The sequence below is a fragment of the Kitasatospora cinereorecta genome, from assembly GCF_024172095.1.
GTDB lineage: Bacteria > Actinomycetota > Actinomycetes > Streptomycetales > Streptomycetaceae > Kitasatospora > Kitasatospora cinereorecta.
In genome coordinates, this window is sequence record NZ_JAMZDX010000007.1 from 331,908 (window position 1) to 356,083 (window position 24,176).

The 24,176-nt window shown below is 74.5% G+C and carries 24 protein-coding genes; 15 read left to right on the forward strand and 9 right to left on the reverse strand.

Annotated elements, in window-relative coordinates:
• Window positions 1–60: 60 nt before the first annotated feature.
• On the reverse strand, window positions 61–1,683 hold the full coding sequence (aceB, locus tag FHR36_RS34275) for a malate synthase A (protein ID WP_253803762.1): 1,623 nt from the start codon (window positions 1,681–1,683) through the stop codon (window positions 61–63).
• 103 nt (window positions 1,684–1,786) lie between these two features.
• On the reverse strand, window positions 1,787–3,079 hold the full coding sequence (gene aceA / locus FHR36_RS34280) for an isocitrate lyase (RefSeq protein WP_253803764.1): 1,293 nt from the start codon (window positions 3,077–3,079) through the stop codon (window positions 1,787–1,789).
• A gap of 343 nt (window positions 3,080–3,422) precedes the next feature.
• Here aceA and FHR36_RS34285 point away from each other — a divergent pair, with 343 nt between their 5' ends.
• Entirely contained in the window at window positions 3,423–4,820 is a 1,398-nt protein-coding gene (locus FHR36_RS34285) for a short-chain fatty acyl-CoA regulator family protein (protein ID WP_253803767.1), read from the forward strand.
• 15 nt (window positions 4,821–4,835) lie between these two features.
• Here the strand turns inward: FHR36_RS34285 and FHR36_RS34290 are convergent, their stop codons facing one another.
• Window positions 4,836–5,312, reverse strand: coding sequence for a VOC family protein (locus FHR36_RS34290; protein ID WP_253803769.1), 477 nt, complete (start codon window positions 5,310–5,312; stop codon window positions 4,836–4,838).
• A gap of 101 nt (window positions 5,313–5,413) precedes the next feature.
• Window positions 5,414–6,673: an MFS transporter gene (locus FHR36_RS34295; RefSeq protein ID WP_253803771.1), complete on the reverse strand. Its 1,260-nt coding sequence runs from the start codon at window positions 6,671–6,673 to the stop codon at window positions 5,414–5,416.
• A gap of 73 nt (window positions 6,674–6,746) precedes the next feature.
• Here FHR36_RS34295 and FHR36_RS34300 point away from each other — a divergent pair, with 73 nt between their 5' ends.
• The gene (locus tag FHR36_RS34300; RefSeq protein WP_253803772.1) at window positions 6,747–7,541 is read left to right on the forward strand and encodes an AraC family transcriptional regulator; all 795 of its coding nucleotides are present in this window, start codon (window positions 6,747–6,749) and stop codon (window positions 7,539–7,541) included.
• A gap of 158 nt (window positions 7,542–7,699) precedes the next feature.
• A complete protein-coding gene (locus FHR36_RS34305) occupies window positions 7,700–8,401 on the forward strand; it encodes an HAD family hydrolase (protein WP_253803773.1) in 702 nt (233 codons plus the stop codon).
• Between the two features lie 40 nt (window positions 8,402–8,441).
• Here the strand turns inward: FHR36_RS34305 and FHR36_RS34310 are convergent, their stop codons facing one another.
• Entirely contained in the window at window positions 8,442–9,614 is a 1,173-nt protein-coding gene (locus FHR36_RS34310) for a UDP-N-acetylglucosamine--N-acetylmuramyl-(pentapeptide) pyrophosphoryl-undecaprenol N-acetylglucosamine transferase (RefSeq protein WP_253803774.1), read from the reverse strand.
• Window positions 9,615–9,749: 135 nt separating this feature from the next.
• Here FHR36_RS34310 and FHR36_RS34315 point away from each other — a divergent pair, with 135 nt between their 5' ends.
• The gene (locus tag FHR36_RS34315) at window positions 9,750–10,736 is read left to right on the forward strand and encodes an alpha/beta hydrolase (RefSeq protein WP_253803775.1); all 987 of its coding nucleotides are present in this window, start codon (window positions 9,750–9,752) and stop codon (window positions 10,734–10,736) included.
• 40 nt (window positions 10,737–10,776) lie between these two features.
• Here the strand turns inward: FHR36_RS34315 and FHR36_RS34320 are convergent, their stop codons facing one another.
• Window positions 10,777–12,264, reverse strand: coding sequence for a SulP family inorganic anion transporter (locus FHR36_RS34320; protein WP_253803776.1), 1,488 nt, complete (start codon window positions 12,262–12,264; stop codon window positions 10,777–10,779).
• A gap of 234 nt (window positions 12,265–12,498) precedes the next feature.
• Entirely contained in the window at window positions 12,499–12,858 is a 360-nt protein-coding gene (locus FHR36_RS34325; RefSeq protein WP_253803777.1) for a hypothetical protein, read from the reverse strand.
• Between the two features lie 239 nt (window positions 12,859–13,097).
• On the opposite strand from FHR36_RS34325, the gene FHR36_RS34330 reads away from it, so the two are divergent.
• A complete protein-coding gene (locus FHR36_RS34330; protein WP_301331038.1) occupies window positions 13,098–13,844 on the forward strand; it encodes a class I SAM-dependent methyltransferase in 747 nt (248 codons plus the stop codon).
• 23 nt (window positions 13,845–13,867) lie between these two features.
• Here the strand turns inward: FHR36_RS34330 and FHR36_RS34335 are convergent, their stop codons facing one another.
• Together FHR36_RS34335 and FHR36_RS34340 are read right to left on the reverse strand one after the other, a co-directional pair.
• Window positions 13,868–15,319, reverse strand: coding sequence for a HAMP domain-containing sensor histidine kinase (locus tag FHR36_RS34335; RefSeq protein WP_253803779.1), 1,452 nt, complete (start codon window positions 15,317–15,319; stop codon window positions 13,868–13,870).
• Window positions 15,316–16,041, reverse strand: coding sequence for a response regulator transcription factor (locus FHR36_RS34340; protein WP_253803781.1), 726 nt, complete (start codon window positions 16,039–16,041; stop codon window positions 15,316–15,318). Before FHR36_RS34340 ends, FHR36_RS34335 begins: the two co-directional genes overlap by 4 nt.
• 36 nt (window positions 16,042–16,077) lie before the next feature.
• Here FHR36_RS34340 and FHR36_RS34345 point away from each other — a divergent pair, with 36 nt between their 5' ends.
• The 10 genes from FHR36_RS34345 to FHR36_RS34395 all read left to right on the forward strand — a co-directional run bounded on the left by FHR36_RS34345 (window position 16,078) and on the right by FHR36_RS34395 (window position 23,963).
• Window positions 16,078–16,656, forward strand: coding sequence for a hypothetical protein (locus FHR36_RS34345; protein ID WP_253803783.1), 579 nt, complete (start codon window positions 16,078–16,080; stop codon window positions 16,654–16,656).
• Window positions 16,657–16,981: 325 nt separating this feature from the next.
• Entirely contained in the window at window positions 16,982–17,845 is an 864-nt protein-coding gene (locus tag FHR36_RS34350) for a CAP domain-containing protein (RefSeq protein WP_253803785.1), read from the forward strand.
• A gap of 116 nt (window positions 17,846–17,961) precedes the next feature.
• Window positions 17,962–18,657: a thioredoxin family protein gene (locus FHR36_RS39685; protein ID WP_308199714.1), complete on the forward strand. Its 696-nt coding sequence runs from the start codon at window positions 17,962–17,964 to the stop codon at window positions 18,655–18,657.
• Entirely contained in the window at window positions 18,654–19,214 is a 561-nt protein-coding gene (locus FHR36_RS34365; protein WP_253803787.1) for a hypothetical protein, read from the forward strand. The genes FHR36_RS39685 and FHR36_RS34365 overlap by 4 nt, the downstream gene beginning before the upstream one ends.
• A 4-nt stretch (window positions 19,215–19,218) precedes the next feature.
• Window positions 19,219–19,815 carry a TlpA family protein disulfide reductase gene (locus FHR36_RS34370; protein WP_253803789.1) on the forward strand — a complete coding sequence of 199 codons (597 nt, stop codon included), beginning with the start codon at window positions 19,219–19,221 and terminating at the stop codon, window positions 19,813–19,815.
• Window positions 19,812–20,582: a cytochrome c biogenesis CcdA family protein gene (locus FHR36_RS34375; RefSeq protein ID WP_253803791.1), complete on the forward strand. Its 771-nt coding sequence runs from the start codon at window positions 19,812–19,814 to the stop codon at window positions 20,580–20,582. The genes FHR36_RS34370 and FHR36_RS34375 overlap by 4 nt, the downstream gene beginning before the upstream one ends.
• Before the next feature lie 347 nt (window positions 20,583–20,929).
• The gene (locus FHR36_RS34380; RefSeq protein WP_253803793.1) at window positions 20,930–21,853 is read left to right on the forward strand and encodes an alpha/beta fold hydrolase; all 924 of its coding nucleotides are present in this window, start codon (window positions 20,930–20,932) and stop codon (window positions 21,851–21,853) included.
• A gap of 123 nt (window positions 21,854–21,976) precedes the next feature.
• Window positions 21,977–22,951: a quinone oxidoreductase family protein gene (locus tag FHR36_RS34385; RefSeq protein ID WP_253803795.1), complete on the forward strand. Its 975-nt coding sequence runs from the start codon at window positions 21,977–21,979 to the stop codon at window positions 22,949–22,951.
• 215 nt (window positions 22,952–23,166) lie between these two features.
• The gene (locus FHR36_RS34390) at window positions 23,167–23,613 is read left to right on the forward strand and encodes an SRPBCC domain-containing protein (RefSeq protein ID WP_253803797.1); all 447 of its coding nucleotides are present in this window, start codon (window positions 23,167–23,169) and stop codon (window positions 23,611–23,613) included.
• The gene (locus tag FHR36_RS34395) at window positions 23,610–23,963 is read left to right on the forward strand and encodes an ArsR/SmtB family transcription factor (protein WP_344586036.1); all 354 of its coding nucleotides are present in this window, start codon (window positions 23,610–23,612) and stop codon (window positions 23,961–23,963) included. Before FHR36_RS34390 ends, FHR36_RS34395 begins: the two co-directional genes overlap by 4 nt.
• Window positions 23,964–24,176 lie beyond the last annotated feature (213 nt).

A 24,176-nucleotide genomic window follows, 5' to 3' on the forward strand; every position in this document is an offset into this window, starting at 1 on the left:
CCGGCGCCGACGACGGCGACGCGGCGGATGTCGTTCACAGGTGCCTCCAGGGCGGACGGATCAGGCCGCGGTACGGACCTTGACCAGGTGGCGGGCGTACGCCTCGGTGGTGAGGAAGGACGGCAGGTCGGGGCCGAGCGCGGTCTCCTCCAGCACCCGCACCGCGTCGTCCACCAGCTGCGGGTCGGCGCCCTCGGCGAGCAGGACGGCCCGCTCCCGGTCGATCAGCCTGCGCACCAGGTCCGGGGTGACCAGGGCTCCGCCGGTGAGCCGGGTGCAGTGGTGCTGCCACTGCCAGAGCTGGCAGCGGGCGATCTCGGCGGTGGCGACGTCCTCCATCAGGCCGAGGACGGCGACCGCGCCGGTGCCGCCGAGCCAGGCGGTGAGGTAGCGCAGGGCGACGGCGACGTTGGAGCGCAGGCCCTGCTCGGTGGGCAGGCCGACGGTGAGGCGGTGGACGGCGAGCAGGTCGGCGGCGGTGACCTCGACGTCCGCGCGGCTTCGGTCGAGCTGGTTCGGGCGGTCGCCGAGGACGGCGTCGAAGGCGGTACGGCAGGTGTCGACCAGACCGGGGTGGGCGACCCAGGACCCGTCGAAGCCGTCGCCGGCCTCCCGCTCCTTGTCGAGCCGGACCCGGGTGAGGGCGACCTCGTTGGCCTCCGGGTCGCGCTGCGGGATCGCCGCGGCCATGCCGCCGATGGCGTGGGCGCCGCGCCGGTGGCAGGTGCGCACCAGCAGGTCGGTGTAGGCGCGCATGAACGGTTGGGTCATGGTGAGGAAGGCCCGGTCGGGCAGGACGAAGCGGGGGCCGTGCGCGACGAAGTTCTTGATCAGGCTGAACAGGTAGTCCCAGTGGCCCGCGTTGAGTCCGGCGGCGTGCTCGCGCAGCTCGTAGAGGATCTCCTCCATCTCGAACGCCGCCGTGATGGTCTCGATCAGGACGGTGGCCCGGACCGTGCCGTGCTCGATGCCCAACTCGGCCTGGGCGTAGGTGAAGACGTCGTTCCAAAGGCGGGCTTCGAGGTGGTTCTCCAGCTTGGGCAGGTAGAAGTACGGGCCGCTGCCGCGGTCGATCTGCCGCCGCCCGCAGTGGAACAGGTACAGGCCGAAGTCGACCAGCGCGCCGATCGCCGGGCGGCCGTCGACCAGCAGGTGGGCCTCGTCCAGGTGCCAGCCGCGCGGGCGGACCACGATGGTGGCCGGGGTGTCGCCGATGCGGTAGCGGCGGCCGTCCGGGGTGGTGTCGTCGATCCGGCGCTCGACGGCGTCGAGCAGGTTGAGCTGACCGGAGACCAGGTTGTGCCAGGTGGGGGCGGTGGCGTCCTCGAAGTCCGCCAGCCACACCTTGGCACCGGAGTTGAGCGCGTTGACGGTCATCCGGCGCTCCGGCGGGCCGGTGATCTCCACCCGGCGGTCCGCCAGGCCCGGACCGGCGCCGGCGACGCGCCAGTCGGGGTCCTCGCGGACGGCCCGGGTGCGCGGGAGGAAGTCCAGGGTGCCGCCGTCGGCGAGGGCCGCGGCATGGCGCCGCCGGGCGGCGAGCAGCTCGGCGCGGCGGCCGGCGAAGGCCCCGTGCAGGCGGGCGACGAAGTCGAGCGCCCCGGGGGTGAGGATCTCCTCGAAGCGGTCCTCGCTCTCGCCGAGGATCTCGACGGGCATCTCGGTGCGGCTGGTCGGGCTCATCCGGGTCTCCAGGAAGGTGGGGCCCGGGGCCTCGTCCCTCAACGAGGCCCCGGGCGGGGCGGTGCGGCCGTGGAGCCCCCCGTCGGGGCGGCCGCGGGGCGGGTCAGTGGAACTGCTCGGCCTCGGTGGAACCGGTGAGCGCCAGGGTCTCGGCGGTCGGGTTGAGCGCGGTGGAGACCTGGTCGAAGTACCCGGTGCCGACCTCGCGCTGGTGCCGGACGGCGGTGTAGCCGTCCGCGACGGCGGCGAACTCGGCCTCCTGGAGGTCGACGTAGGCGGTCATACCGTGCTCGGCGTAGCCGCGGGCCAGCTGGAACATCGAGTGGTTGAGCGCGTGGAAGCCGGCCAGCGTGATGAACTGGAAGCGGTAGCCCATCGCGCCCAGCTCGCGCTGGAACTTGGCGATCTCGTCGTCGTCCAGCGCGGCCTTCCAGTTGAACGACGGCGAGCAGTTGTACGCGAGCATCTGGTCCGGGTACTCGGCCTTCACCGCCTCGGCGAACTCCCGGGCCTGGGCCAGGTCCGGGGTGCCGGTCTCCACCCACAGCAGGTCCGCATACGGGGCGAAGGCCAGGCCGCGGGAGATCACCGGGGCCATGCCGGGCTCGACCCGGAAGAACCCCTCGGCGGTGCGCTCGCCGGTGCAGAACCGGGCGTCGCGCTCGTCCACGTCGGTGGTGAGCAGGTTGGCGGCCAGCGCGTCGGTACGGGCCACGATCAGCGTCGGCACGTCCGCGATGTCGGCGGCGAGGCGCGCCGCGTTCAGGGTGCGGATGTGCTGCGCGGTGGGCACCAGGACCTTGCCGCCGAGGTGGCCGCACTTCTTCTCGGAGGCGAGCTGGTCCTCGTAGTGGATGCCGGCCGCACCGGCCGCGATCATGCCCTTGGTGAGCTCGAAGGCGTTCAGCGGGCCGCCGAAGCCGGCCTCCGCGTCGGCGACGATCGGCACCAGCCAGTCCGGGCCGTCGTTGCCCTCGGCGGCGTCGATCCCGTCGGCGCGCAGCAGCGCGTTGTTGATCCTCCGGACCACCTGGGGAACGGAGTTGGCCGGGTAGAGGCCCTGGTCGGGGTAGGTCTGGCCGGCCTGGTTGGCGTCCGCGGCGACCTGCCAGCCCGACAGGTAGATGGCCTGCAGTCCGGCCTTGACCATCTGGACGGCCTGACCGCCGGTCAGCGCGCCGAGCGCGTGGAGGTAGTCCTGCTCGTGCAACTGCCGCCACAGCCGCTCGGCGCCCCGCCGGGCCAGCGTGTGCTCCTCGCGGACGGTGCCGGACAGCCGCACGACGTCGGCCGCGGTGTAGCTGCGCTCGACGCCGGCCCAACGGGGGTCCTGCGCCCACCGCGCGGCGAGCTCCGCCGCCTGCCGCTCCTGCTGCTGCCGAACCGACGTCGTCATGGTCTGCTCCCGAGGATGCTCGTTGCGAAGGATGTGACACCCCTCACCGGGCGAGGGGTGGGCGGGCGGCCGGGCGGTGCCGGGCGGCGGTGCGAGGCCGCGGGACGTGGTCGCCCGGACAGCCCGTCCAGGCGTGACCGACCTGGTCGTTCGGTGCTGTCGGGTGCGCCTCCCGGCCGCAGCACCGACTCTGGCACCCCGCGGCGCGACCGTCATCCATGGACCGTTGCCACGTTCTGCGAAGCCGGAGCGGCGAATCAGCGAAGCTTGCGAATGATCAACAGGTCTAATTCCGGCTAGGCTGCCGCATCATGTTCGCCGGTTCGACGAGCGGGGAGAGCGCATGAGCAAGGCGTTTGCCGGGGCGCGGCTGCGCCGGTTGCGGGAAGAGCGAGGGCTGAGCCAGGCTGCCATGGCCCGGCTGGTCGAACTCTCGCCCAGCTACCTCAACCAGCTGGAGCACGACGCCCGTCCGCTCACCGTCCCGGTCCTGCTGCGGCTGACCGAGGCGTTCGGCGTCGACGCCGGCTGGTTCGCCCCGCCGGACAGCGCCCGGCTCACCGCCGAACTCCGGGAGTCGCTCGCGGAGGAGATCGCCGGCGGCCGGATCACCCCCGGCGACCTCGACGAGGTAGCGGCCCGACTGCCCGCCGTGGCACGTCTGCTGACGGAGGTGAGCCGCGAGCGGCGTGCCGTCGCCGAGCAGCTCGCCGTGCTCGCGGGCGAGCGCGGGCCCGCGGCGGAGACCCTCACTCCGCACGAGCAGGTCCGCGAGTTCTTCTACCGCCGCAAGAACTACGTCCACGCGCTCGACACCGCCGCCGAGGAGTTGGCCGGAGCGATCCGGCTGCGGCGCGGTGAGGTGCGCGCCGTGCTGGCCGGACGACTGGCCGACGGGCACCGGGTCCGGGTGGCCGCCGGGGGTGAGCAGCTCCACCGCTACGACCCGCACACCCGGGTGCTCAGCCTGTCGGACCGGCTGCGGCCCGGCCAGCAGGCGTTCCGGATGGCCACTCAGCTCGCCTACCTGGAGTACGACCCGCTGCTCTCCGAACTCGCCGTCCAGGACAGCCCGGAGGGCTCCACCGCCTGGTCGCTCACCCGGATCGGCCTGGCCAACTACTTCGCCGCCGCCCTGGTCCTGCCGTACGCCGCCTTCCACGCCGAGGCGGAGCGGTCCCGGTACGACATCGAGCACCTCGCCGACCACTTCGGCGTCGGCTACGAGACGGTCTGCCACCGGCTCAGCACCCTGCAGCGGGCGCGGCTGCGCGGGGTACCGTTCTCCTTCGTCCGGGTCGACCGGGCGGGCAACGTCTCCAAGCGGCAGTCCGCCACCGACTTCCACTTCTCCCGCACCGGCGGCACCTGCCCGCTCTGGAACGTGTACGAGGCCTTCGCCTCACCCGGCCGGGTCCACGTCCAGGTGGCCGCGATGCCCGACGGCCGCCGCCACCTGTGGACCGCCCGTACCGTCACCCGCTCACCCGGCGGCTGGGGCCGCCCGGGCAAGACCTTCGCCATCGGGCTCGGCTGCGAACTGCGGCACGCCGCCCGGCTGGTGTACTCCGACGGCCTCGACCTGCGCAACGCGGCGGCCGCCACCCCGATCGGCCTCGGCTGCAAGGTGTGCGAGCGGCCCGCCTGCCCCCAGCGGGCCGCCCCCGCCATCGGCCGGCCCCTCGCTGTCGACGAGCACAGCAGCACCTTCGTGCCGTACCCGGTGCGCGTCGGGCAGTGAAGGCGCCCGGCCGGATCAGGAGCCGTGGTCCTCGGAGCGCATCGCCGCCTCGGCGCGCCGCTGCAACTTGTCCTCCGGGACGTCCTCCACGTGGGAGGCGATGCTCCAGCGGTGGCCGAACGGGTCCTCGAACTGGCCGGTGCGGTCGCCGTAGAACTCGTCCCGGACGTCCCGGAGCGAGGTCGCCCCGGCGGCCAGCGCCCGGGCGAACACGGCGTCCACGTCCTCGACGTAGACGTGCAGGGTCAGCGGCGTGCCGCCGATCGACTTCGGCCCGCGGAAGCCCATGTCCGGGAACTCGTCCGCGAGCATCAGGACCGCGTTGCCCAACTGCAGCTCCGCGTGGCCGATCCGACCGTCCGGCCCCGGGATCCGCACCCGCTCGGTGGTGCCGAGGACGGCCGCGTAGAAGTCGATCGCGGCCGCGGCGCCGTCGACGCACAGGTACGGGGTGACGCGCGGATAGTTGTCGGGCACGGGCTTGACGCTCACGGGCTGCCGCCTCTCCGGTCGGTGGCGGTCCGCCAGGTGCGGGCGACTCCGTGGGCTCGGGCGGGCCCGGGGCCCCGGGACCGGCGGACCGGGGTACCGCCTCAGCGTGGCACGCCCCCGCCGGCGACCGGGCCGGCCACACGCCGCGCGGCGCGGATCCCACCCGTCCGGCTGCGCCCCGCCGCCGGGTCCCGGTCCGGGAGGTGGGTGACCAGCAGCGCCGCGCCGCAGGCGGCCGCGCCCGTGCCGGCCACTCCGAACCAGCCGGCCGCCTGCCAGGCCAGCGTGCCGGCGAAGGAACCGGCGGCGATGCCGAGGAAGCGCAGCGTGAAGTAGCAGGCGTTGAGCCGGCTCCGCATCGCGGGCCGCAGCGCGAACAGGGCCTGCTGGCAGCCGACCTGGTTGCTCCACGTCCCGACGTCCAGCAGCACCGTGCCGGCGATCAGCCAGCCGAGGCCCGTCCCGCCCGGGAGCAGCACCGCCCAGCCGGCCGCGACCGCCCCGATCATGACGGTCTGCCCGGCCCGTCCACCCAGCCGGTCGGTCAGCCGTCCGGCGAGCGGCGAGACCACGGCGCCGGCCGCGGCCACCAGACCGAACAGGCCCACCGTGGCGGAGCCGAAGCGGTAGTGCTGCACCAGGAGGAAGGTCAGCGGCGTCCAGAACGCGCCGAAGGACACCCCCACCAGCGCACCCGCCACCACGATCCGGCGGACCCGCGGATCGGCGGCGAAGATCTTCGGCACGGACGCCAGCGCCGTCCGGTAGCGGAGCGGCGCCGCCGGGGGAGCCGCCGGCAGGTGCCGCCGCAGCGCCGACGCCAGCAGCACCGTCGCCGCACACGAGCACCAGAACACCGCCCGCCAGCCCGCCACCGACGCCAGCGCGCCCGCGTACGTCCGGGAGGCGAGCACCCCGACCAGCAGCCCGGCCTGCACCGTGCCCACCGTCCGGCCGATCCGCTCCCCGCCCGCCAGCGCGACCGCCAGCGGCGCCACCAGTTGCGGAACGGGCGAGACCACCCCGAGCAGCAGACCGGCCACCAGCAGCCAGAACGCCGTCGGGGCGAGCGCGCACGCGGCGAGCGCCACGGCCGACGCCGCGGTGAGAACGGTGATCAGCCGCCGCCGGTCGACCGCGTCACCGGCCGGGACCAGCAGGGCCACACCGGCCGCGAACCCCACCTGGGTCGCGGTGGGCAGCGCGCCGAGCGTCCCCACCGGGACTCTCAGCGACGCCGCGGCCTCCGCGAGCAGCGGCTGGCTCAGGTAGACGTTGGCGGCGGTCACCGCACTGGTCACGGCCAGCAGCGCGGTCAGCCGGGCACCGCCGCGGCCCGGTCGCATCAGGGATTCGCTCACGTGAGGAGACGTTAGGGACCGAGCGATGTGGCATGCTGTCGCCGATGCGCCGTCCACTGTCGAAAGTGTGCCAATGCACGGCAAGAGCGAAGACCGCGACGACTACCAGCTCGTCCCCAGACCGGTCGCCGCCATGGCCCGCGACCTCCCCGACGGCCACCACATCCCGCCGCACCACCACCGCCGCGCCCAGCTGATCTACGGCACCAGCGGCGCCGTCACCGTCGCCACCGACCAGGGCACCTGGGTGGTGCCCGCCACCCGTGCCGTCTGGGTCCCCGCCGGCACGACCCACGCCATGACCTGCGCCGGAGCCGTCCGCATGCGCACCCTCTACATCGAACCGGCGGCCGCCCCGCCCCTGCCCACCGGCCCGCTGGTCGTCTCCGTCCCGCCCCTGCTGCGCGAACTCATCGAGGAAGCCACCCGGCTCCCGATCAGCTACGAACTCGACGGCCGCGACGGCCGGTTGATGGACCTGCTGCTCCTCGAACTCGAACCCCACCCGGTCGCCGCCCTGCACCTACCCGCCCCGACCGATTCGGCGCTGCTCGCCCTCTGCACCGCCATTCGCACCGACCCCGGCGCCCGCTGGACCGCCGACTCCGCGGCCGCCCACGCCCACCTCAGCGTCCGCAGCCTGCACCGCCGGTTCGCCGCCGCGACCGGCGTCCCCCTCGCCCACTGGGTACGCCAGGCCCGGCTGATCACCGCCATGGCACTCCTCGCCCGCGACACCCCCGTCACCACCGTCGCCGCCCACCTCGGCTACGCCACCCCGAGCGCCTTCACCGCCATGTTCCGCCGCGCCCTCGGCCACGCGCCCAGCACCTACTACCGCACCGACGCAGCCGACCGACCCGCTTGAGGAGGTCGGGCCGGCCGGCTGTCGCGTACGCCGCTGCGCGGTCGGCGTCCGGTGACGATTCAACCCGCGACCCCTCGTACCGACCACTGGCGCCGCACGCCAGGCGGAGAACCGGTATTCGGACGATCACCCAGGCGATCCGCGCCTATGCTGCCGGAATGATCAAGCCGGTGGAACTCGTCATCTTCGACTGCGACGGCGTACTCGTCGACAGCGAACGCATCGCCGCCCGCGTCCAGGTCGCCCTCGGCGCCGAACTCGGCTGGCCGCTCACCGAGGCCGACGTCGTCGAGCGGTTCATCGGCCGTTCCCACGCCGCCATCCGCGAACAGGTCGCCGAACGCCTCGGCGACCGGACCGCCACCGTCTGGGCGGAGCGCTTCGAACAACTCCACCGCGAAGCCGTCGACACCGACCTCGCCCCCGTCGACGGGCTCCCCGAGGCACTCGACGCGATCACCCTCCCCACCTGCGTCGCCTCCAGCGGCACCCACCGGAAGATGCGCCACACCCTCGGCCGCACCGGCCTCTACGACCGCTTCGCCGGCCGGATCTTCAGCGCCGCCGAGGTCACCCACGGCAAACCCGCCCCCGACCTCTTCCTCCACGCCGCCCGCCGGATGGGCGTCGACCCCGCCGCCTGCGTGGTCGTCGAGGACAGCCGCCCCGGCGTCCTCGCCGCCCGCGCCGCCGGCATGCGAGCCCTCGGCTACGCCGGCGGCCTCACCCCACCGGACCGCCTCCACGGCCCGGGCACCACCGTCTTCCACGACATGCGAGAACTCCCCGCCCTCCTCGCCGGCCACTCGACGAGCGGTTCCGACGTGACGAGTGGTCATGGGCGATCAGTGAGCGGGTGACCGGCGCGCCGGGCAGGTGGTTCCTGGCCGCGCCGTCGGGTCAGTGACCTTGCGCCTCGGCCAGGAGCACGTCCACCAGCCGCTCGGCAGCGTCCGGGCGGCCCTGCGCCCGCGCCTGCTGGGCCATGTGCTCGCGGCGGCCGGGGTCCGCGAGCAGCGGGGCGACGGCCTGCTGCAGGCGTTGACTGGTCACCTCGCCCAGCAGTGCGGCCGCGGCACCCGCCTCGTGGAGGTGCTGGGCGTTGTGGGCCTGCTCGTTGCCCGCCGAGGAGGCGAGCGGGACGAGGACGGACGCCTTGCCCAGTGCGGTCAGCTCGGCGATCGTGCCGGCCCCGCTGCGGGAGACCACCACGTCGGCCAGGGCCAGCAGGTCGGGAAGCTCGCCGCCGACGAACCCGGTGAGCAGGTAGCGGCCCGCGAGGTCCGCGGGCAGCTCGGCGGCGCGCCGGCGGAGCTCGGGCTCGTTCGCGGGTCCGCACTGGTGGACGACGTTCGCCCGGTCGAGCAGCCACGGGAGGATCTCGCTGATCAGGCCGTTGATCTGGGCGGAGCCCTGCGCGCCACCGGTGATGTACACGGTGGGGCGGGAGCGGTCGAAGCCCCACAGCCCGAGCGCCTGCACCGCCTTGTCCGCGTGGCCGGTCAGCACCTCGGGTCGCACCGGGTTTCCCGTCACCACCGCCCGGTCGCGGGCGGCCTCCGGCAGATACTGCAGGGTCGATTCCGACGACACCGCGAACCTGCCGGCGGCCCGGGCAAGCCCGCGGTTCGCCAGCCCCAGACGCACCGTCTGCTCATGTACCACCAGCGGCCGGCGGCACATCTTCGCCGCCAGCCCCACCGGCACGGCGACGTACCCGCCCGTGGCCAGCACCACATCGGGTCGGAACTCCGCGACGATCGACCTGGCCTGCGCCACCCCCAGCGGCACCCGCGCCATGTCCTTGAGGTTTGCAGGCGACGCGAGCTTCAACGGGTTGCTGCTGCGCCGGATCTTGCCGGTGGCCACCGTCGCGAACGGGATCTGCTCGGCCGCGGTGATCCGAGCCTCCAGGCCGGTTGCCGTCCCCACCCACAGCACGTCCAGGGCCCGCCCGGCGGCCATGAGCCGCGACTGCAGGGTTCGTACGGCGGTGAGCGCCGGGTAGGTGTGGCCGCCGGTACCGCCACCGGTGACGATCAGGCGAAACGGCGGGATCTGAGGCTTGGTCATGGATCCATCATCCCAGTGTCGCCGGCACGACCCCACCTCCGCACGTGAGCGGGCGGCTGGTTGCGCAGCCCGTGGGGCAGGCTGGGAAGGTGGGTGGTCGAGACGCTGTCGGGTCGGGTCGGGGAGGTTCGTGTCGTGGAGGGAAGGCCGTCGGTGGGGCAGGCGCCGCCGTTCGATCGGGAGTTGGGGGTGGCGCTGGAGGCGTTGGGGGAGGTCGAGCCGCTGACGCCGGAGCGGTTGGGCGAGTGGCAGGAGCGGGACGCCGCGCTCCGGCCGTGGCCGAGTGTGGAGGAGATCCGGGCGGACGGGCGGTTCGCGGTGGAGGAGGTACGGGTGCCGGCCGACCCGGACGGGCGGGAGGTGGTGCTGGTCAGCGCCCGGCCGGCCGGGGTCGACGGTCCGCTGCCGCTGCTGTACTACGTGCACGGTGGTGGGATGGTGGCCGGCAACGCGCGGTCGGTGCTGCCGCGGCTGCTGGAGGAGTGTGCGCTGCCGTTGCGTCTGGCGGTGGTGTCGGTGGAGTACCGGCTGGCGCCGGCGACGCGTTACCCGGGTGCCCTGGAGGACTGCTGGGCCGGGCTGCTCTGGGCGGCCGAGCACGCGGATCGGCTGAACATCGACGCCGACCGGCTGGTGCTCGGCGGCAAGAGCGCCGGCGGTGGACTGGCCGCGGCGCTCGCCCTGCTGACCCGGGACCGCCACGGACCGGTGCCGATCGGGCAGTTGCTGCTGAGCCCGATGCTGGACGACCGCGACGCCACCTTCTCCGGTCGGCAGATGGCCGGCCGCGACCTCTGGGACCGGACCTCGAACGCCACCGCGTGGCAGGCGGTGCTGGGCGAGCGCTACGGCGCCGCCGACGTGCCGGCGTACGCGGCGCCGGCGCGGGCCGAGGACCTGTCGGGGCTGGCTCCGGCGTACGTCGAGGTCGGTTCGGCGGAGACGTTCCGGGACGAGGCGGTGGCGTACGCGAACGGGATCTGGCAGGCCGGCGGCGACGCCGAACTGCACGTGTGGCCCGGCGCGTTCCACGGCTTCGACACCCTCGCGCCACGGGCGGCCCTCAGTCGGGACGCCCGCGACGCGCGGTCGCGCTGGCTCCGGCGGATCCTCGCGCGGTGAGGTCCGCGGAGGTCACCGTCCGAGGCCGTTCGTGTCCGGCTCAGCGGGCCACCGGGGCCTCCAGCGCGGGGAGGGCGGCGAGGGCGGCGACACCGGCCCGGTTGTGGCGCAGGGCCCAGTCCTCGAGGGCACTGCGGCAGGCGTGGTCGAGGTGGCGGACGGCGCCGAGGTCGACCTCGACCGTCCGGTCGCCGGGCAGCGCCTCCAGGGTGTCGAGGATCCGGGGCAGCCGGAGGAAGGTCGCGTTGCCGGACACCGTGACGCGGATCGGTCCGGTCGGTGTCTCGCTGACCTCCAGGTGGATGGCGGAGGTCTCCCACGCGGACTTCAGGACGGCGAGCCCGAGCCCGATCAGCACGCCCTCGAACAGATTGACGGCCACGATCGCGACAGCGGTCGCCACCAGGACCACGACCTCGCCGCGGTGCGAGCGCCACAGCGGCCGGAGTGACTTCAGCGGCAGCAGTTTGAACCCGGCGTGCACCAGGACGGCGGCCAGCGCGGCGAGCGGGATGACGCCGAGCGCGGCCGGGAGGAGGGCCGCGAAGAGCAGCAGCCACAGGCCGTGCATCACCCGGGCGGCCCTGGTCCTGGCGCCGGCCTGGACGTTCGCCGCGCTGCGGACGATCACCGCGGTCATCGGCAGGGCGCCGAGCAGGCCGCAGACGGTGTTCCCGATGCCCTGGGCGAGGAGTTCGCGGTCGTAGTGGGTGCGCGGGCCGTCGTGCAGCCGATCCACCGCGGCGGCGCTGAACAGGCTCTCGGCGGAGGCGATCAGGGCGAAGGCGAGCACGGTGGCGATCGCGCCGAGGTCGGTCAGCAGGGCCGCCCCGGAGACCTCCGGCGGGTCGACCACGCCGAGCAGCCCCCGTACCTCGACCCGCGCGACGGGCAGGTCGAGGACGGCGACGGCGGCGGTCGCCAGCCCGACCGCGGCGAGCGGAGCGGGCAGCACCCGCGCCCGCGCGGGCAGCTTCGGCCACAGCACCAGCACCGCGACGGTGCCCACGCCGAGCGCGAGCGACAGCCGGCCGGTGGTCGATTCCGTGGTGGCGGCGAGCAGCCCGGGCAGGCCCGCGAGGTTGGCCGGGCCGCTGCCCCGGGACTTCGCCCCGGCCAGCGCGTACAGCTGCCCGGCGACCAGCACCAGCCCGATGCCGGCCAGCATGCCCTGCACCACGGAGAGCGAGATGGCGCGGAACAGGCGGCCGAGTCTCAGCGCGCCCATGAGCAGTTGGAGCAGCCCGGCGGCCAGCACGATGACGCCGAGCGAGCCGAGCCCGAATTCGGCGACGGCCTCGTAGACCAGCACGGTCAGTCCGGCGGCGGGCCCGGACACCTGGAGGCTGCTGCCGGGCAGCAGTCCGGTGAGCAGGCCGCCGACGATGCCGGTCACCAGGCCGAGTTCGGCGGGTACGCCGGAGGCGACGGCGACGCCGACGCACAGCGGAAGGGCGACCAGAAAGACGACGAGGGAGGCGGTGAAATCCGCCCGGAAGGTGGTCGGGGGAGAGAGTGTGCGCACCATGGGCTCCTCTGCGGGGCGATGGCGGAAGGGGACGACGGTCGGGCCCGGTCCGGATCCGGACGTGCCGGTACGCCGGCCGGGCCGGTCGCGGTGCCGTCGCGTGACGGCGGCACGACCGGCAGGTCGGGACGGGCGGGTGTGACGGGGCCTGGCTCGGGAACGGCCTGGCGCGGTGCCGCTACGCGGCCTGCGGCCGGGTGGCGGCGAGGTCGCGAGGGAAGGCCCCGGGGACGGTCAGCAGCGGAAGACCTGGTGCACGGAGGCGGCGGTCCCGCCGGTGGGTCTGGACGAGCGATCGCACGGCGCGCCGGCTTCGCGGGTGCGTACCGTCGGCGCGGTCGGCTCCGCCAGCGGGAGAAGCCGCGGGGCCGGGCCGCCGGACGCGGGGCGCCCGGACGTACGCGGACCGCTCCGGTGCGGCACCCCGGCGGGGAGCTCCGGTTCGGTCTCCTGGTGTTCGGCGTGCTCGGTTCCGGCGGCGGCGACCGGAACGGCGGTCCGCGGAGTCGATGCGGCGGCCGCCGCGCCTGCGGAGAGCAGGACGAGGGCGAGCAGGGCCGCCAGCAGGCCGACGGCGGTTGCGCGCATACGCACCGGCGTGCCCCCTCCCGCGGCCGGTCACCTGGACATGGTCATGAGGGAGAACGCGACTGACGAACCATCAGTTCCGTCCGCGCCCGGGCGTCCGGAGTGATCCGCCCCACTCCCCACGGTGACGGAGCGTGAGGGGGAGCGGGAAGGGCGCACGGGGGACACCCCCGGCCGGCCGGTTCCTCGAGGGCGGCGTCGGCGGGCGTGGTGGACTGTTGCCCGGTGACCGGAGGGGGACAGTGATGGGCAGGATCGCGTACGACGCCGCGACAGCGGCCTCGTTCAGGCAGACCCGGGAGATCCGGCGGGACGGGCTGCGCGCCTGGGAGGAGGCCGTGCGGCGGCACCTGACGCCGGTGCCGGGCATGACGGTGCTGGACATCGGCGCCGGGACCGGGGCGTTCGCGACGGCGTTCTGCGACTGGTACGGGGTGCGGGTGGTCGCGGTCGAACCGGCCGCGGCGATGCGGGCGCTGATCCCGCGCCGCCCCGACGTGGACGTCCGGTCCGGGCACGCCGCGGCGCTGCCGCTGGAGGACGGCAGCGCCGACGGCGCGTGGCTGTCCACGGTGACCCACCACGTGCCCGATCTGGCGGCGGCCGCCCGGGAGATCCGCCGGGTGCTGCGCCCCGGTGCGCCGGTGCTGATCCGCAACGCGTTCGCCGGCCGCTCTGAGCGGCTGCGGATCGTCCGCTGGTTCCCGGAGACGGCCCGGCTGCTGGACACCTACCCGTCGGTGGAGCGGACCTGCGAGGCGTTCGCCGCGGCCGGGTTCACGCCGATCGCCCTGGAGCCGGTGGTCCAGCGGGACATCGCGAGCCTGGCCGAACTGCTGGACCGGGTCGAGACCTTGAGGACCGCCGACACCCTGATGCGGAGCCTCACGGACGAGGAGTTCGCCCACGGCAGGCGGCGGATCGCCGCGGCGGTCGAGGCCGGCACGGCGACCGACCTGACCTCCTCGCTCGACCTGCTCGTGCTGCGCTGACCGTTGGTCGGCCGCCGGTCGGTTCAGGCCGGCGGCGCGGTGCGGTGGCGGCGGGCGGATGCGCGGGCGCCGCGCCGGCGGCCGCGGGCGCCGGTGGCGGTCGCCGCGGCGAGGCCGAGCGACAGGGTGATCCGGGCGCCGCCGAGCGGGCCGCGGTCGATCCGCAGGGTGCCGCCGGTGGCGGTGGCGGCGCGGCGGGCGATGTCCAGGCCGAGGCCGGTCGATCCGGTGCTGGTGCCGCGGGCCAGGGCGCCGTCCGGGTCGGTGATGCCGGGCCCCGCGTCCTCGACGGAGAGTTCGACGCCGTGGGCGCTGCGCTCGACCCGCAGGGCGAACGGCGTACCGGGCGGGGTGTGCCGGAACACGTTGCCGACCAGCGAGTCGACCACCGCGACCAGGTCGTCCTCGGGGAGGTCCACCGGGGTGTCCTCGGTGGTGATCTCCAGTTCGCAGTGCCGGTCCTGGTGGCCCGCGAGGGTGGCCCAGAACGCCGCCCGGTGGCGGACCGTCTCCGCTGCCTCGGTGCGCGGTGCGGCCGCCGGGGTGCCCGCGGCTCCCCGCGCCGGTGCGGGGGTGCGGCGCCGGCCGGTGGCGGCCCCGGGGTCGGCTCCGGGGTCGAGTGCGCGGCCCATCGGCCCGGTGGCCAGCGGGGTGCGGGCGGCGGCGATGATCGAGGCGAGCTCGTCCTCCAGCTGGGCGACCGCGGTGGTGATCCGGTCGGCGTCGTGGCCGGGGGCCATCCGGTCGGCGGCCAGGTGCAGGGCGGTCAGCGGTGTCCGCAGCCGGTGCGAGAGGTCGGCGACCAGTTCCCGCTCGGTGGCCAGCAGGCTCACCATGCGGTCCGCCATGGCGTTGAAGGCGCGTCCGGCGTCCTGCAGTTCGGGCGGGCCGCCGGGCTCGACCCGGGTCTCCAGGTCGCCGCCGCCGAGCGCGCCCGAGGCCCGCGAGAGGGTCCGCGAGGAGCGGACCACCTGGGCGCCGAGCCGGTCGGCGACCAGCACCGACCCGCCGATCAGGCCGACCGCCAGCAGGGCCATCACCGCCCAGGAGGCGGTCACCCCGCGGGTGAGATCCGCCTGCGGCACGAACTCCTCGACCACCGCCGTCCGGTCCTGCCCGAGCACCACCGGCTGCAGGTAGAGCCAGCCGCCGGGGACGTCCTGGGCGATCGACTCGCCGTCCCGCATGGCCCGCTCCACCAGCTGCTGCGGGGCGTGCGAGGCGCCGAGCTGCCGCCCGTCGGGCAGTCGCACCCCGAGGCCGTCGCCCGGGTCGAGGCTGGAGATCGCCTGGGTCAGGTCGGACGTGCCGGTGGTCAGGGCGAGCACCGGCGCCAGCGCGGCCGCGCGCTGCTCGGCCGCCGTGGTGCTCTGCTTGCGGGCCTGGGCGGAGACCAGGACCCCGAGCGGGATCAGGAACGCCAGCGCCACCATCGCGGTGACCGCCAGTGCCACGCCCGCCAGCGAGCGTCTCACGCCCCGGCCGCCGGGGTCACCATCTTGATCCCGACGCCGCGCACGGTCCGCAGGTAGCGCGGCCGGGAGCCGCGTTCGCCGAGCTTGCGGCGCAGCGCCGACAGGTGCACGTCGATGGTCTGGTCGTCGACGTACGGCTCGCGCCAGACGTCGGCCAGCACCTGCCGCTTGGAGACCACCTGGTCGGCGTGGCGGGCCAGGTACGCGAGCAGGTCGAACTCGCGGCGGGTCAGCTGCAGCTCGACGCCGTCGAGGACGGCGGTGCGGCCGAGCGGCTCGATCCGCAGGCCGCCCACCGTGATGCTCTCCGCCGCCGCGGCACCGCTGCCGCGGACCGGGTCGGCCGCCAGGTGGCCGGGGGCGGTCGAACGGCGCAGCACCGCGCCGAGCCGGGCCGCCAGCTGGCCGCCGGAGAACGGTTTCACCAGGTAGTCGTCGGCGCCCGCGTCGAGCAGCGCGATGATCTCGGCGTCGTCGTCGCGGGCCGTGGCGACCAGGACCGGCACCTGGGAGATGCCGCGGATCATCCGCAGCGCGTCCGCGCCGTCCAGGTCCGGCAGCCCGAGGTCCAGGATGACCGCGTCCAGCGGCGCCCGGGTCACCTCGCGCAGGGCGCCGAACCCGTCGCCCGCACTGCGCACGACATGCCCGTAGGAGGTGAGCACCTCGATCAGCGAGGCGCGTATCCCGGGCTCGTCTTCGACGACAAGGACGCTGGCCATGGGGGACACCGTAGCGGATCAGGAATGATGGCCCCCGTGCCCCGCCTCGCTCGCTACCTGCTGCTCTGGATCTGCTGCACGGCCTTCGCCGTGACCGCCGTGTTCTTCGCGGTCGGCTTCGTCGTCGACTCGACGACCGGCGTCCCGCCGACGGTCCGGACCGCGGCCGACGGCATCGGCGCGGCCGTCTCCGGTACGGCGGACCCCGCCGCCTCCGCCGCCGCACCCACCGCGTCGGCCGGCGCCGCCGGCACGCCGGCCGCGAGCGCCGCCACCTCCCCGGGCGCGGGCGCCGCCACGAGTGCCAAGCCCCGTCCGGCGGCCACGCCGAGCCAGCAGCCGTCCACCGGCCAGGACACCGAGCACCCGACCAGCTGCCAGGGCGGCCCCGGCGCGTACACCGTGAAGTCCACCGGCGGTCAGGTCTCGGTCCGGTACGGGGCGAACGCCGTCTGCCTGATCTCCGCGCTGCCCGCGCCCGGCTTCACCACCCAGACCGCGCAGAGCGACCCGCACACCCTGGTGGTCACCTTCACCAGCGCCGACCACCGCTCCCAGATCACCTCGACGGTGGTGCCGCGGGCCCAGTCCTCGGTGCGCGAGACCGCGCTCTGACCCGCCGTCCGATCCGCGCTCGGACCCGCTGTCGAAACGGTGCCGAAACGGTGTCGACGCGCCGTTCCGAAGCGGTGGCTGCGGGCATTCTTAGCCGTTCCTAAAGATCGGTCCGAGCGGCCTTTTCGGCCAGGTCGGCGACCTATGCTCGCTGTCGCAGAGAGCTCCTGACGGCCCGCCGGGCCACGGATTCCAGGGGCTCGGCGCGCGCCTCCCGGACCTCGTGCACCGGGCAGGCACGCCCACGCCACCCGGTGCCCGACCCGTACGGTCGGCCGCGCACCGGGGCTCGCCCACCCACGCCCCGATCCAGAGGTATGCCCCCATGAGCTTCCACCAGCGCGGCCCGCGGCGCCTCCGCCCCGCCCGCCCCCACCGCGCCGCCCCGCGGGCGACCCGGCTCCGGCGGGCGGCTGCCGCCGGGGTGCTCGTCGTCGCGGCCGGTACCGCCGCCGTCGCGTTCGTCGCCTGGCCCTCGTCCCCGTCGGGCACGGGCCGCGGGACCGGGACCGACGCGGCCGAGGTGGCCGCGGGGCTGACCCTGAACGGGCCCACGGGATCCGGCACGCCGACGCCGGACGGCGGCGACCCGAACGCCGCCTCCTCGGCGACCGCCACGCCCTCCGCCGCCGGCTCCTCGGCCGCGGCACCGGCCACCCCGGCCGCCTCGCGGTCGGCGGCGGCCGGGTCGGGGACGGGACGCGGCGCCGCCGCCGGGTCGGGTTCGGGTGGGTCGGGTGCGGGTGGCGGCGGGTCGACCACCGGCGGGGACGAGGTCCAGCAGGTCCTCGCCCTGATGAACAAGGCGCGCGCCGCACAGGGCCTCGCCCCGTACACGCTGACCGGTGGGCTGGGCGCGAGCGCCGCCGCCCACAACGACCTGATGGCCGGCGGCTGCGGCCTGTCCCACCAGTGCTCCGGCGAGCCGGCCGTCGGCCAGCGCGAGACCGCCCAGGGTGTCCACTGGAAGGCCGCCGGCGAGAACATCGGGCAGGGCGGCCCGGTCGGCACCGGCACCGCCGACATCGCCGCCATGGCCGTCTCGCTCACCCAGAGCATGCTCGACGAGAAGCCGCCGAACGACGGCCACCGCCGCAACATCCTCAGCCAGAGCTTCACCCACGTCGGCATAGCCGTCCACCGCGACGCCGCCGGCACGGTCTGGCTGACCCAGGACTTCTCCGACTGACCCCGCGCGGCCGCCGCCCCCGTGCGGCCCGCCACGTGCCGCCCGTCCAGGGCATCCGCCTGCCCGGTTCGCTCCCCGAACCGGTGCTCCCGTCACGCCTCACCCAAGGAACTCCCGTGCGCCGTAGCCCACTTCTGCTCGTCCTCGCCGTCGGAGCGACCGCCGGCCTGACCGCCTGCGGACCCACCGACTCCGCCGCCCCCGGCAGCGCCGCCTCCCAGGTCGCCGCCGTGGTCCCGAGCGGGGACGCCGCGCTGCCCGAGCCGATCAACATCGTCACCGCGCCGCCGGAGACCGGTACGCCCACCGCGGCCGCCCCGACGGAGTCCGCCAAGCCCTCCGCCAAGGCCACCTCCGCCACCCCCAAGCCCGCCACCTCCACCAAGTCCGGCGGCGGCGCGGCGGCGGGCAGCGCCGGCAACCCGACCACCTTCGGCTACTCGGCCACCGCCGACTCGCCGGCCGCCGTCGACGCGGCCATGAAGCAGGCCAAGGCCGACGGCCGCAACGTCCTGCTCGACTTCGGCGCGACCTGGTGCGGCAACTGCAAGGCGCTCGACAAGGTGTTCGGCGACAGCAAGGTGCAGAGCGCCCTCAACGCCTCCTACCACCTGGTCCAGGTCGACATCGGCGACCACTCCACGGCCAACTTCAACCTGCTCAAGAAGTACGACTCGCAGGGCAGTTACAAGATGCCGGTACTCATCGTGGTGACCCCGGACGGCCAGGTCCGCACCGACACCAACACCGCCGGCCTGCCCTCGCTGACCGCCTCCGGCTTCGGCGACTTCCTGCGGAAGTGGGCGCCGTGAGCCTGCTCCGCCGCCCCGCCACCGCGCTCCTCGCGGCGGCGCTGGCCGTCCCGGCGGCGGGCTGCTCCGCCGCCGGGGCGGCCGGGGCCCCCGGCCCCGGGTACTCCGCCCGGTTCGACGACAGCGGTGTCACCGTCACCCTCACCGTGCGCGACTGGCACGACGGCGCCGGCTCGCTGGACCTCACCTTCGCGCCCGACGACGAGGGCTTCCACCTCTACAGCACCGACCTGCCGACCAGCGGTGTGGACGGCGTCGGCCGCCCCACCACCGCCCAGGTCGCCGGGGCGCTCGCCGCCACCGCACCGCTGACCGTCCACGCGCAGCTGCGGCAACTCACGCTGGACGGGGTGAACGGCGCCGTCCCGGTCTACCCCGACGGACCGATCACCGCGACCCTGCCGCTGCGCGCCGACGGCCCCGGACCGGCCACGATCCACCTCGGCTACGCGGCCTGCAGCCAGACCCAGGGCTGCCTGCTCCCGGTCGACGACCACCCGGTCTCCCTCACCGTCACCGACCGCGGCCTCACCGCGGTCGCCACCAGCTCCAGGTGAACCCTTGCCTCTCGCACCCCCCGACGTACGGGCCAGGCCGGCCCGATGGGCCGCCGCCGCGGCGGCCGCGCTCGCCCTGGCGGGCTGCTCCGCCGCCGCCCCCGGGAGTACGGCGTCCCGGAACGCCGCGCCCTTGGCCCGAACCTTCCCGATCGCCGAACGCCGGGCCGCCCCCGATCTGACCGGCCACGACCTCGACGGCGCCGCGCTGCGCCTCGCCGACCAGCGCGGCCACGTGGTGGTGGTGAACATCTGGGGCTCCTGGTGCGGCCCGTGCCGCGCCGAGGCGTCAGGACTGCAGCGGGTCCACGCCGACACCGAGGCGAGCGGTGTCCGCTTCCTCGGCATCGACACCCGCGACCCGGACCCCGGACCGGCCCGCACCTTCGTCCGCGACCACGGCCTCAGCTACCCCAGCCTCTTCGACCCCAAGGGCGCCCTGGTCCGCACCCTCCCGCCGGACGTCGTCAACGCCCAGGCGCTGCCCGCCACGCTCGTCCTCGACCGGCAGGGCCGGATCGCCGCCGGCGTGATGGCACCGCTGACCCCCGAGGAACTGCACGCCCTGCTCGACCCGGTCCTGGCGGAGGAGCCCGCATGAGTGCCCGTCAGCTGCTCGCCTTCGACCCCGGGGCCGCCGTCGCCCACGGCACCCTGCTGCTGGCCGTGCCCGTCGCCCTCGCCGGCGGGCTGCTCTCCTTCTTCTCCCCGTGCGTACTGCCGCTGGTGCCCGGCTACCTCAGCTACGTCACCGGCTTCTCCGCCGCAGACCTGGCCGATGCCGGCGCCAAGGGCCGCGGGCGGATGCTCGCCGGATCGCTGCTCTTCGTCCTCGGCTTCACCGCGGTGTTCGTCTCCGGCGGCGCCCTGTTCGGGTACGTCGGCAACACCCTCCAGAACTACCGGGACACCATCACCACCGTCCTCGGCGGTGTCACCATCGCCATGGGGCTGGCCTTCGTCGGCGTGCTGCCCGGCCTGACCCAGCGTGAGGTACGCACCCACCGGCGGCCCGCCGTCGGCCTGCTCGGCGCCCCGCTGCTCGGCTTCGTGTTCGGGGTCGGCTGGACCCCTTGCATCGGCCCCACCCTCGCCGCCGTCCAGGCGCTCGCCTGGAACCAGGCCAGCGCGGGACGGGGCGCCGTGCTGATGGCGGTCTACTGCCTCGGGCTCGGCCTGCCGTTCGTGGTCGCCGCCCTCGCCTTCCGGCGCACCCTCGGGGCGTTCGGATGGGTCAAGCGCCACTACGCCTGGGTGATGCGGATCGGCGGCGGCATGCTCGTCACCGTCGGCCTGCTGCTGGTCACCGGCCTGTGGGACCAGGCCGTCGGCCACCTCCAGCAGTGGGCGGGCGGCACCGGCAGCTGACCGTACGCCGGTCCGCGGAAATTCCGTTCCCGAAATTCCGTCAGCTCGGATCGGGCACCAACTCCGTCGAGTGGTGGTCCTCCGACACCCCGTTACGCCGGAACTCGCCACGGCGCAGCTTCCTCATCTGTCAGTGCCCGCACGACCAGCCACAACGCCCACGGCACCGGGCGTGCAGGTTGCCGATTCGGGGCCGAACAACTACTTCTCCCTTGCCCTCTGATGACATGTCCATTCAGAACGGGGCATTCTGGAAGAAGGCCGTCACCTATATCGATCCGTGATGATGAATCGGAACGCCGGCTGATCCGGTGTGTTCCGACCTCCAGATTCGAGGAGTGGGATTCGTGACGACTGACAGCACCGACGCGAGCACGCCCGCGGCGCCGACGGACGCCGAGCTCGCCGCGTCGCTGGCGGGGGACTTCCGCAGCGCGTACGCCACGGTCGACGGGCTGAAGCTGCACTACGTGGCGGGCGGTGAGGGCAGGCCGCTGCTCCTGCTGCCCGGCTGGCCGCAGACCTGGTGGGAGTTCCGCAAGGTCATGCCCGCCCTCGCCGCGGCCGGCCGGCGGGTCATCGCCGTCGACCTGCCGGGCATGGGCGCCTCCGACAAGCCCGCCGACGGGTACGACAAGAAGGCGATGGCCCAGGTCATCCACGGGCTGGTCCGCGAACTCGGCTACGAACAGGTCGACATCGCCGGCCACGACGTGGGCTCGCAGGTCGCCTTCGCCTTCGCCGCCAACTTCCCGCAGGCCACCGGGCGGATCGCGATGCTGGACGTGCTCCACCCGGACGCCTCGCTCTACCAGATACCGATCATCCCGGCACCGGGGATGCCGTTCTTCCCCTGGTGGTTCGCCTTCAACCAGGTGCCCGGCCTGCCCGAGCAGCTGCTGACCGGGCGGGCGGAGGTCCTGGTCGACTGGATCTTCGACAACTTCCTGCTGGACCGCACCGCGGTGAACGAGCTCGACCGCGCCGTCTACGCCCGCGCGCTCACCAGCGACGGTGTCCGCGGCGGCAACGGCTGGTACCAGGCGTTCGGTCAGGACATCGTCGACCTCGGCACGTACGGCAAGATCGGCGCACCCGTCCTCGGCATGGTCTCCAACCTGGCCGACGGCATGTTCGCCGCCCAGATGCAGGGCACGCTGCCCGGCCAGGCCTCCGACGTGCGCGTGGTGGTGGTCCCGGACGCGGGCCACTACTTCGTCGAGGAGGCGCCGCAGGCCGTGATCGACGAGTTCACCCGCTTCTTCGCCTGACTTCCCGACCTCCCGGCCTGCCTGGCTCGCCCGGCCGGCCCGGTCCGCGCCGGGCACGTCGGAAGAAGCGGAAGATCGTGGCCAACTCCTAGGTTCAAGCGACGACATCAGGAGGAGAACGCAATGCGCGCAGTCGTAGTGCACCAGCAGGGCGACCCCGAGGTGCTGACGTCGGCCGACCGGCCCGTCCCGGCGCCCGGCCCCGGCGAGGTGCTCATCGACGTCGCCGCCGTCGGCGTCAACTACCACGACATCTACGAACGGAGCGGCCTCTACCCCCGCGAGGTGCCGTACGTCCCCGGCCTGGAGGCCGCCGGAACCGTCGCCGCTCTCGGCGAAGGGGTCGACACCCTCGCGGTCGGCGACCTGGTCGCGACCATGAACGTCACCTCGCCCGGCGCGTACGCCCAGCGCATCGTGGCACCCGCCGACCGCGTGGTGAAGGTGCCGGCCGGGGTGACCGCCGAGCAGGCCGCCGCGGTCTTCGTCCACGGCCTGACCGTCCACTTCCTCACCCGCGACAGCCACCCCGTGCAGGCCGGCGAGACCGCGCTGGTCCACGCCGGCGCCGGCGGCATCGGCCAACTCCTCACCCAGGTCCTGCGCCTCAACGGGGTCAGGGTCATCGCCACCGTCTCCGCCGCGGAGAAGGAGGAGGCCGCCCGCAAGGCCGGCGCCCAGGAGGTCATCCGGTACACCGAGACCGACTTCGTCGCCGAGGTGCGCCGGCTCACCGACGGCAAGGGCGTCGACGTGGTCTACGACGGCGTCGGCGCGACCACCTTCGAGGGCAGCCTCGACTGCCTGCGCACGGCCGGCACCCTGGTCCTGTACGGACAGCCCAGCGGGGTCGTCCCGCCGATGAACATGCAGGTCGGCGCGCGGCTGGGCTCCGTCAAGGTGACCCTACCGACCATCCCCGACTTCATCGCCACGCCCGAGGCGCTGGCCGCCCGCGCGGCCGACGTCTTCGCCTGGATCCACACCTCGGGCCTGACCGTGCCGATCGGGCGGACCTACCCGCTCGCCGAGGCCGCCATCGCCCACGCCGACCTCCAGGAGCGCCGCTCCATCGGCAAGTTGCTGCTGGTGCCCTGACCGGACACCGAGCACCGTCCGGGCGGCCGGTCTCTGACGCCGGCCGCCCGGCCTCGCGGCCCCGCCCCGTGCGGGGCCGCACGTCTCCCCCCTGCCGACGCCGGTCGGCCGACCGGGTTCACTCGAACGTGGTGCAACTTCCAGGTTGCGCACGCCCTGACCACGTGCAACCATGAAGTTGCATCTACCCCGGCAGTGCTGTGAGGAGCAACCCCATGAATGCCGAAGTGATCGAGCGCGAGACCCTGATCGAGGCGCCCCTGGAGCGGGTGTGGACGCTGGTGGCCGAGCCCGGCTTCTGGGTCGCCGACGAGGAGAACCTCACCGGCAACCCCGGCCAGGTCGGCGACTCGGTGATCGCCCGCAGCGCCAAGTGGGGCGAGTTCCCGGTCCGCGTCGAGAAGGTCCAGCCCCCCACCTACGTCGCCTACCGCTGGGCGAGCGCCTTCGGCGGCGACACGGTCAGCGAGGACAACAGCACCCTCGTCGAATTCACCCTCATCGCCGAGGGGGACAAGACCCGCCTGCGCGTCGTCGAGAGCGGATTCGAGGCGCTGGCCTGCTCCGGCGAGCGGCGCACCCAGGCCTTCGAGAGCAACACCCAGGGCTGGCCCCAGGTCCTCGACGGGGTCCGGAGCCGGATCGAAGCGTCGTCCGTGTGACGCAGGAACCCCCAGGCGCCGTCGCGACCGTGGACAGCGTTCTGGCGGCGCTCGCCGATCCCATGCGGCGCCGGCTCCTGGACCTCCTCGCCACCAGCGGCGAGACCACCGCGACAGCGCTCGCCGGGGTACTTCCCGTCTCCCGGCAGGCGGTTGTCAAACACCTCGCCGTACTCGACGCCGCCGGGCTCGTCTCCGGCAACCGCGTAGGACGCGAAGTGCGCTACGCCGTGTGCCCCGCCGCACTCGACGCCACCGCCCAGTGGATGAGCGCGCTCGTGTCCGACTGGGACCGTCGGCTCGCCGCCATCAAGCAGCTCGCCGAGTCCGCCGAGCGCGACGTTCGATAGTCCCCGCCGGGCCGGCCGACTCCCGTGCACCGAATGGCCGGTCCGGCCACCGGCACCCCGGTCGGCCCGCCGGCCGCACCGACCGGCCGTCCCACCGCCGTCCTGCCGTCCCCGCAGCACGCCGTCCGGCACCCGCACCCGCGCCCGGTTCTCCCGCACGCCCACCCGTCCCGTACGGGCCGCGGCGCCGGTCGCCCCTGCGCGCGGGAGGCC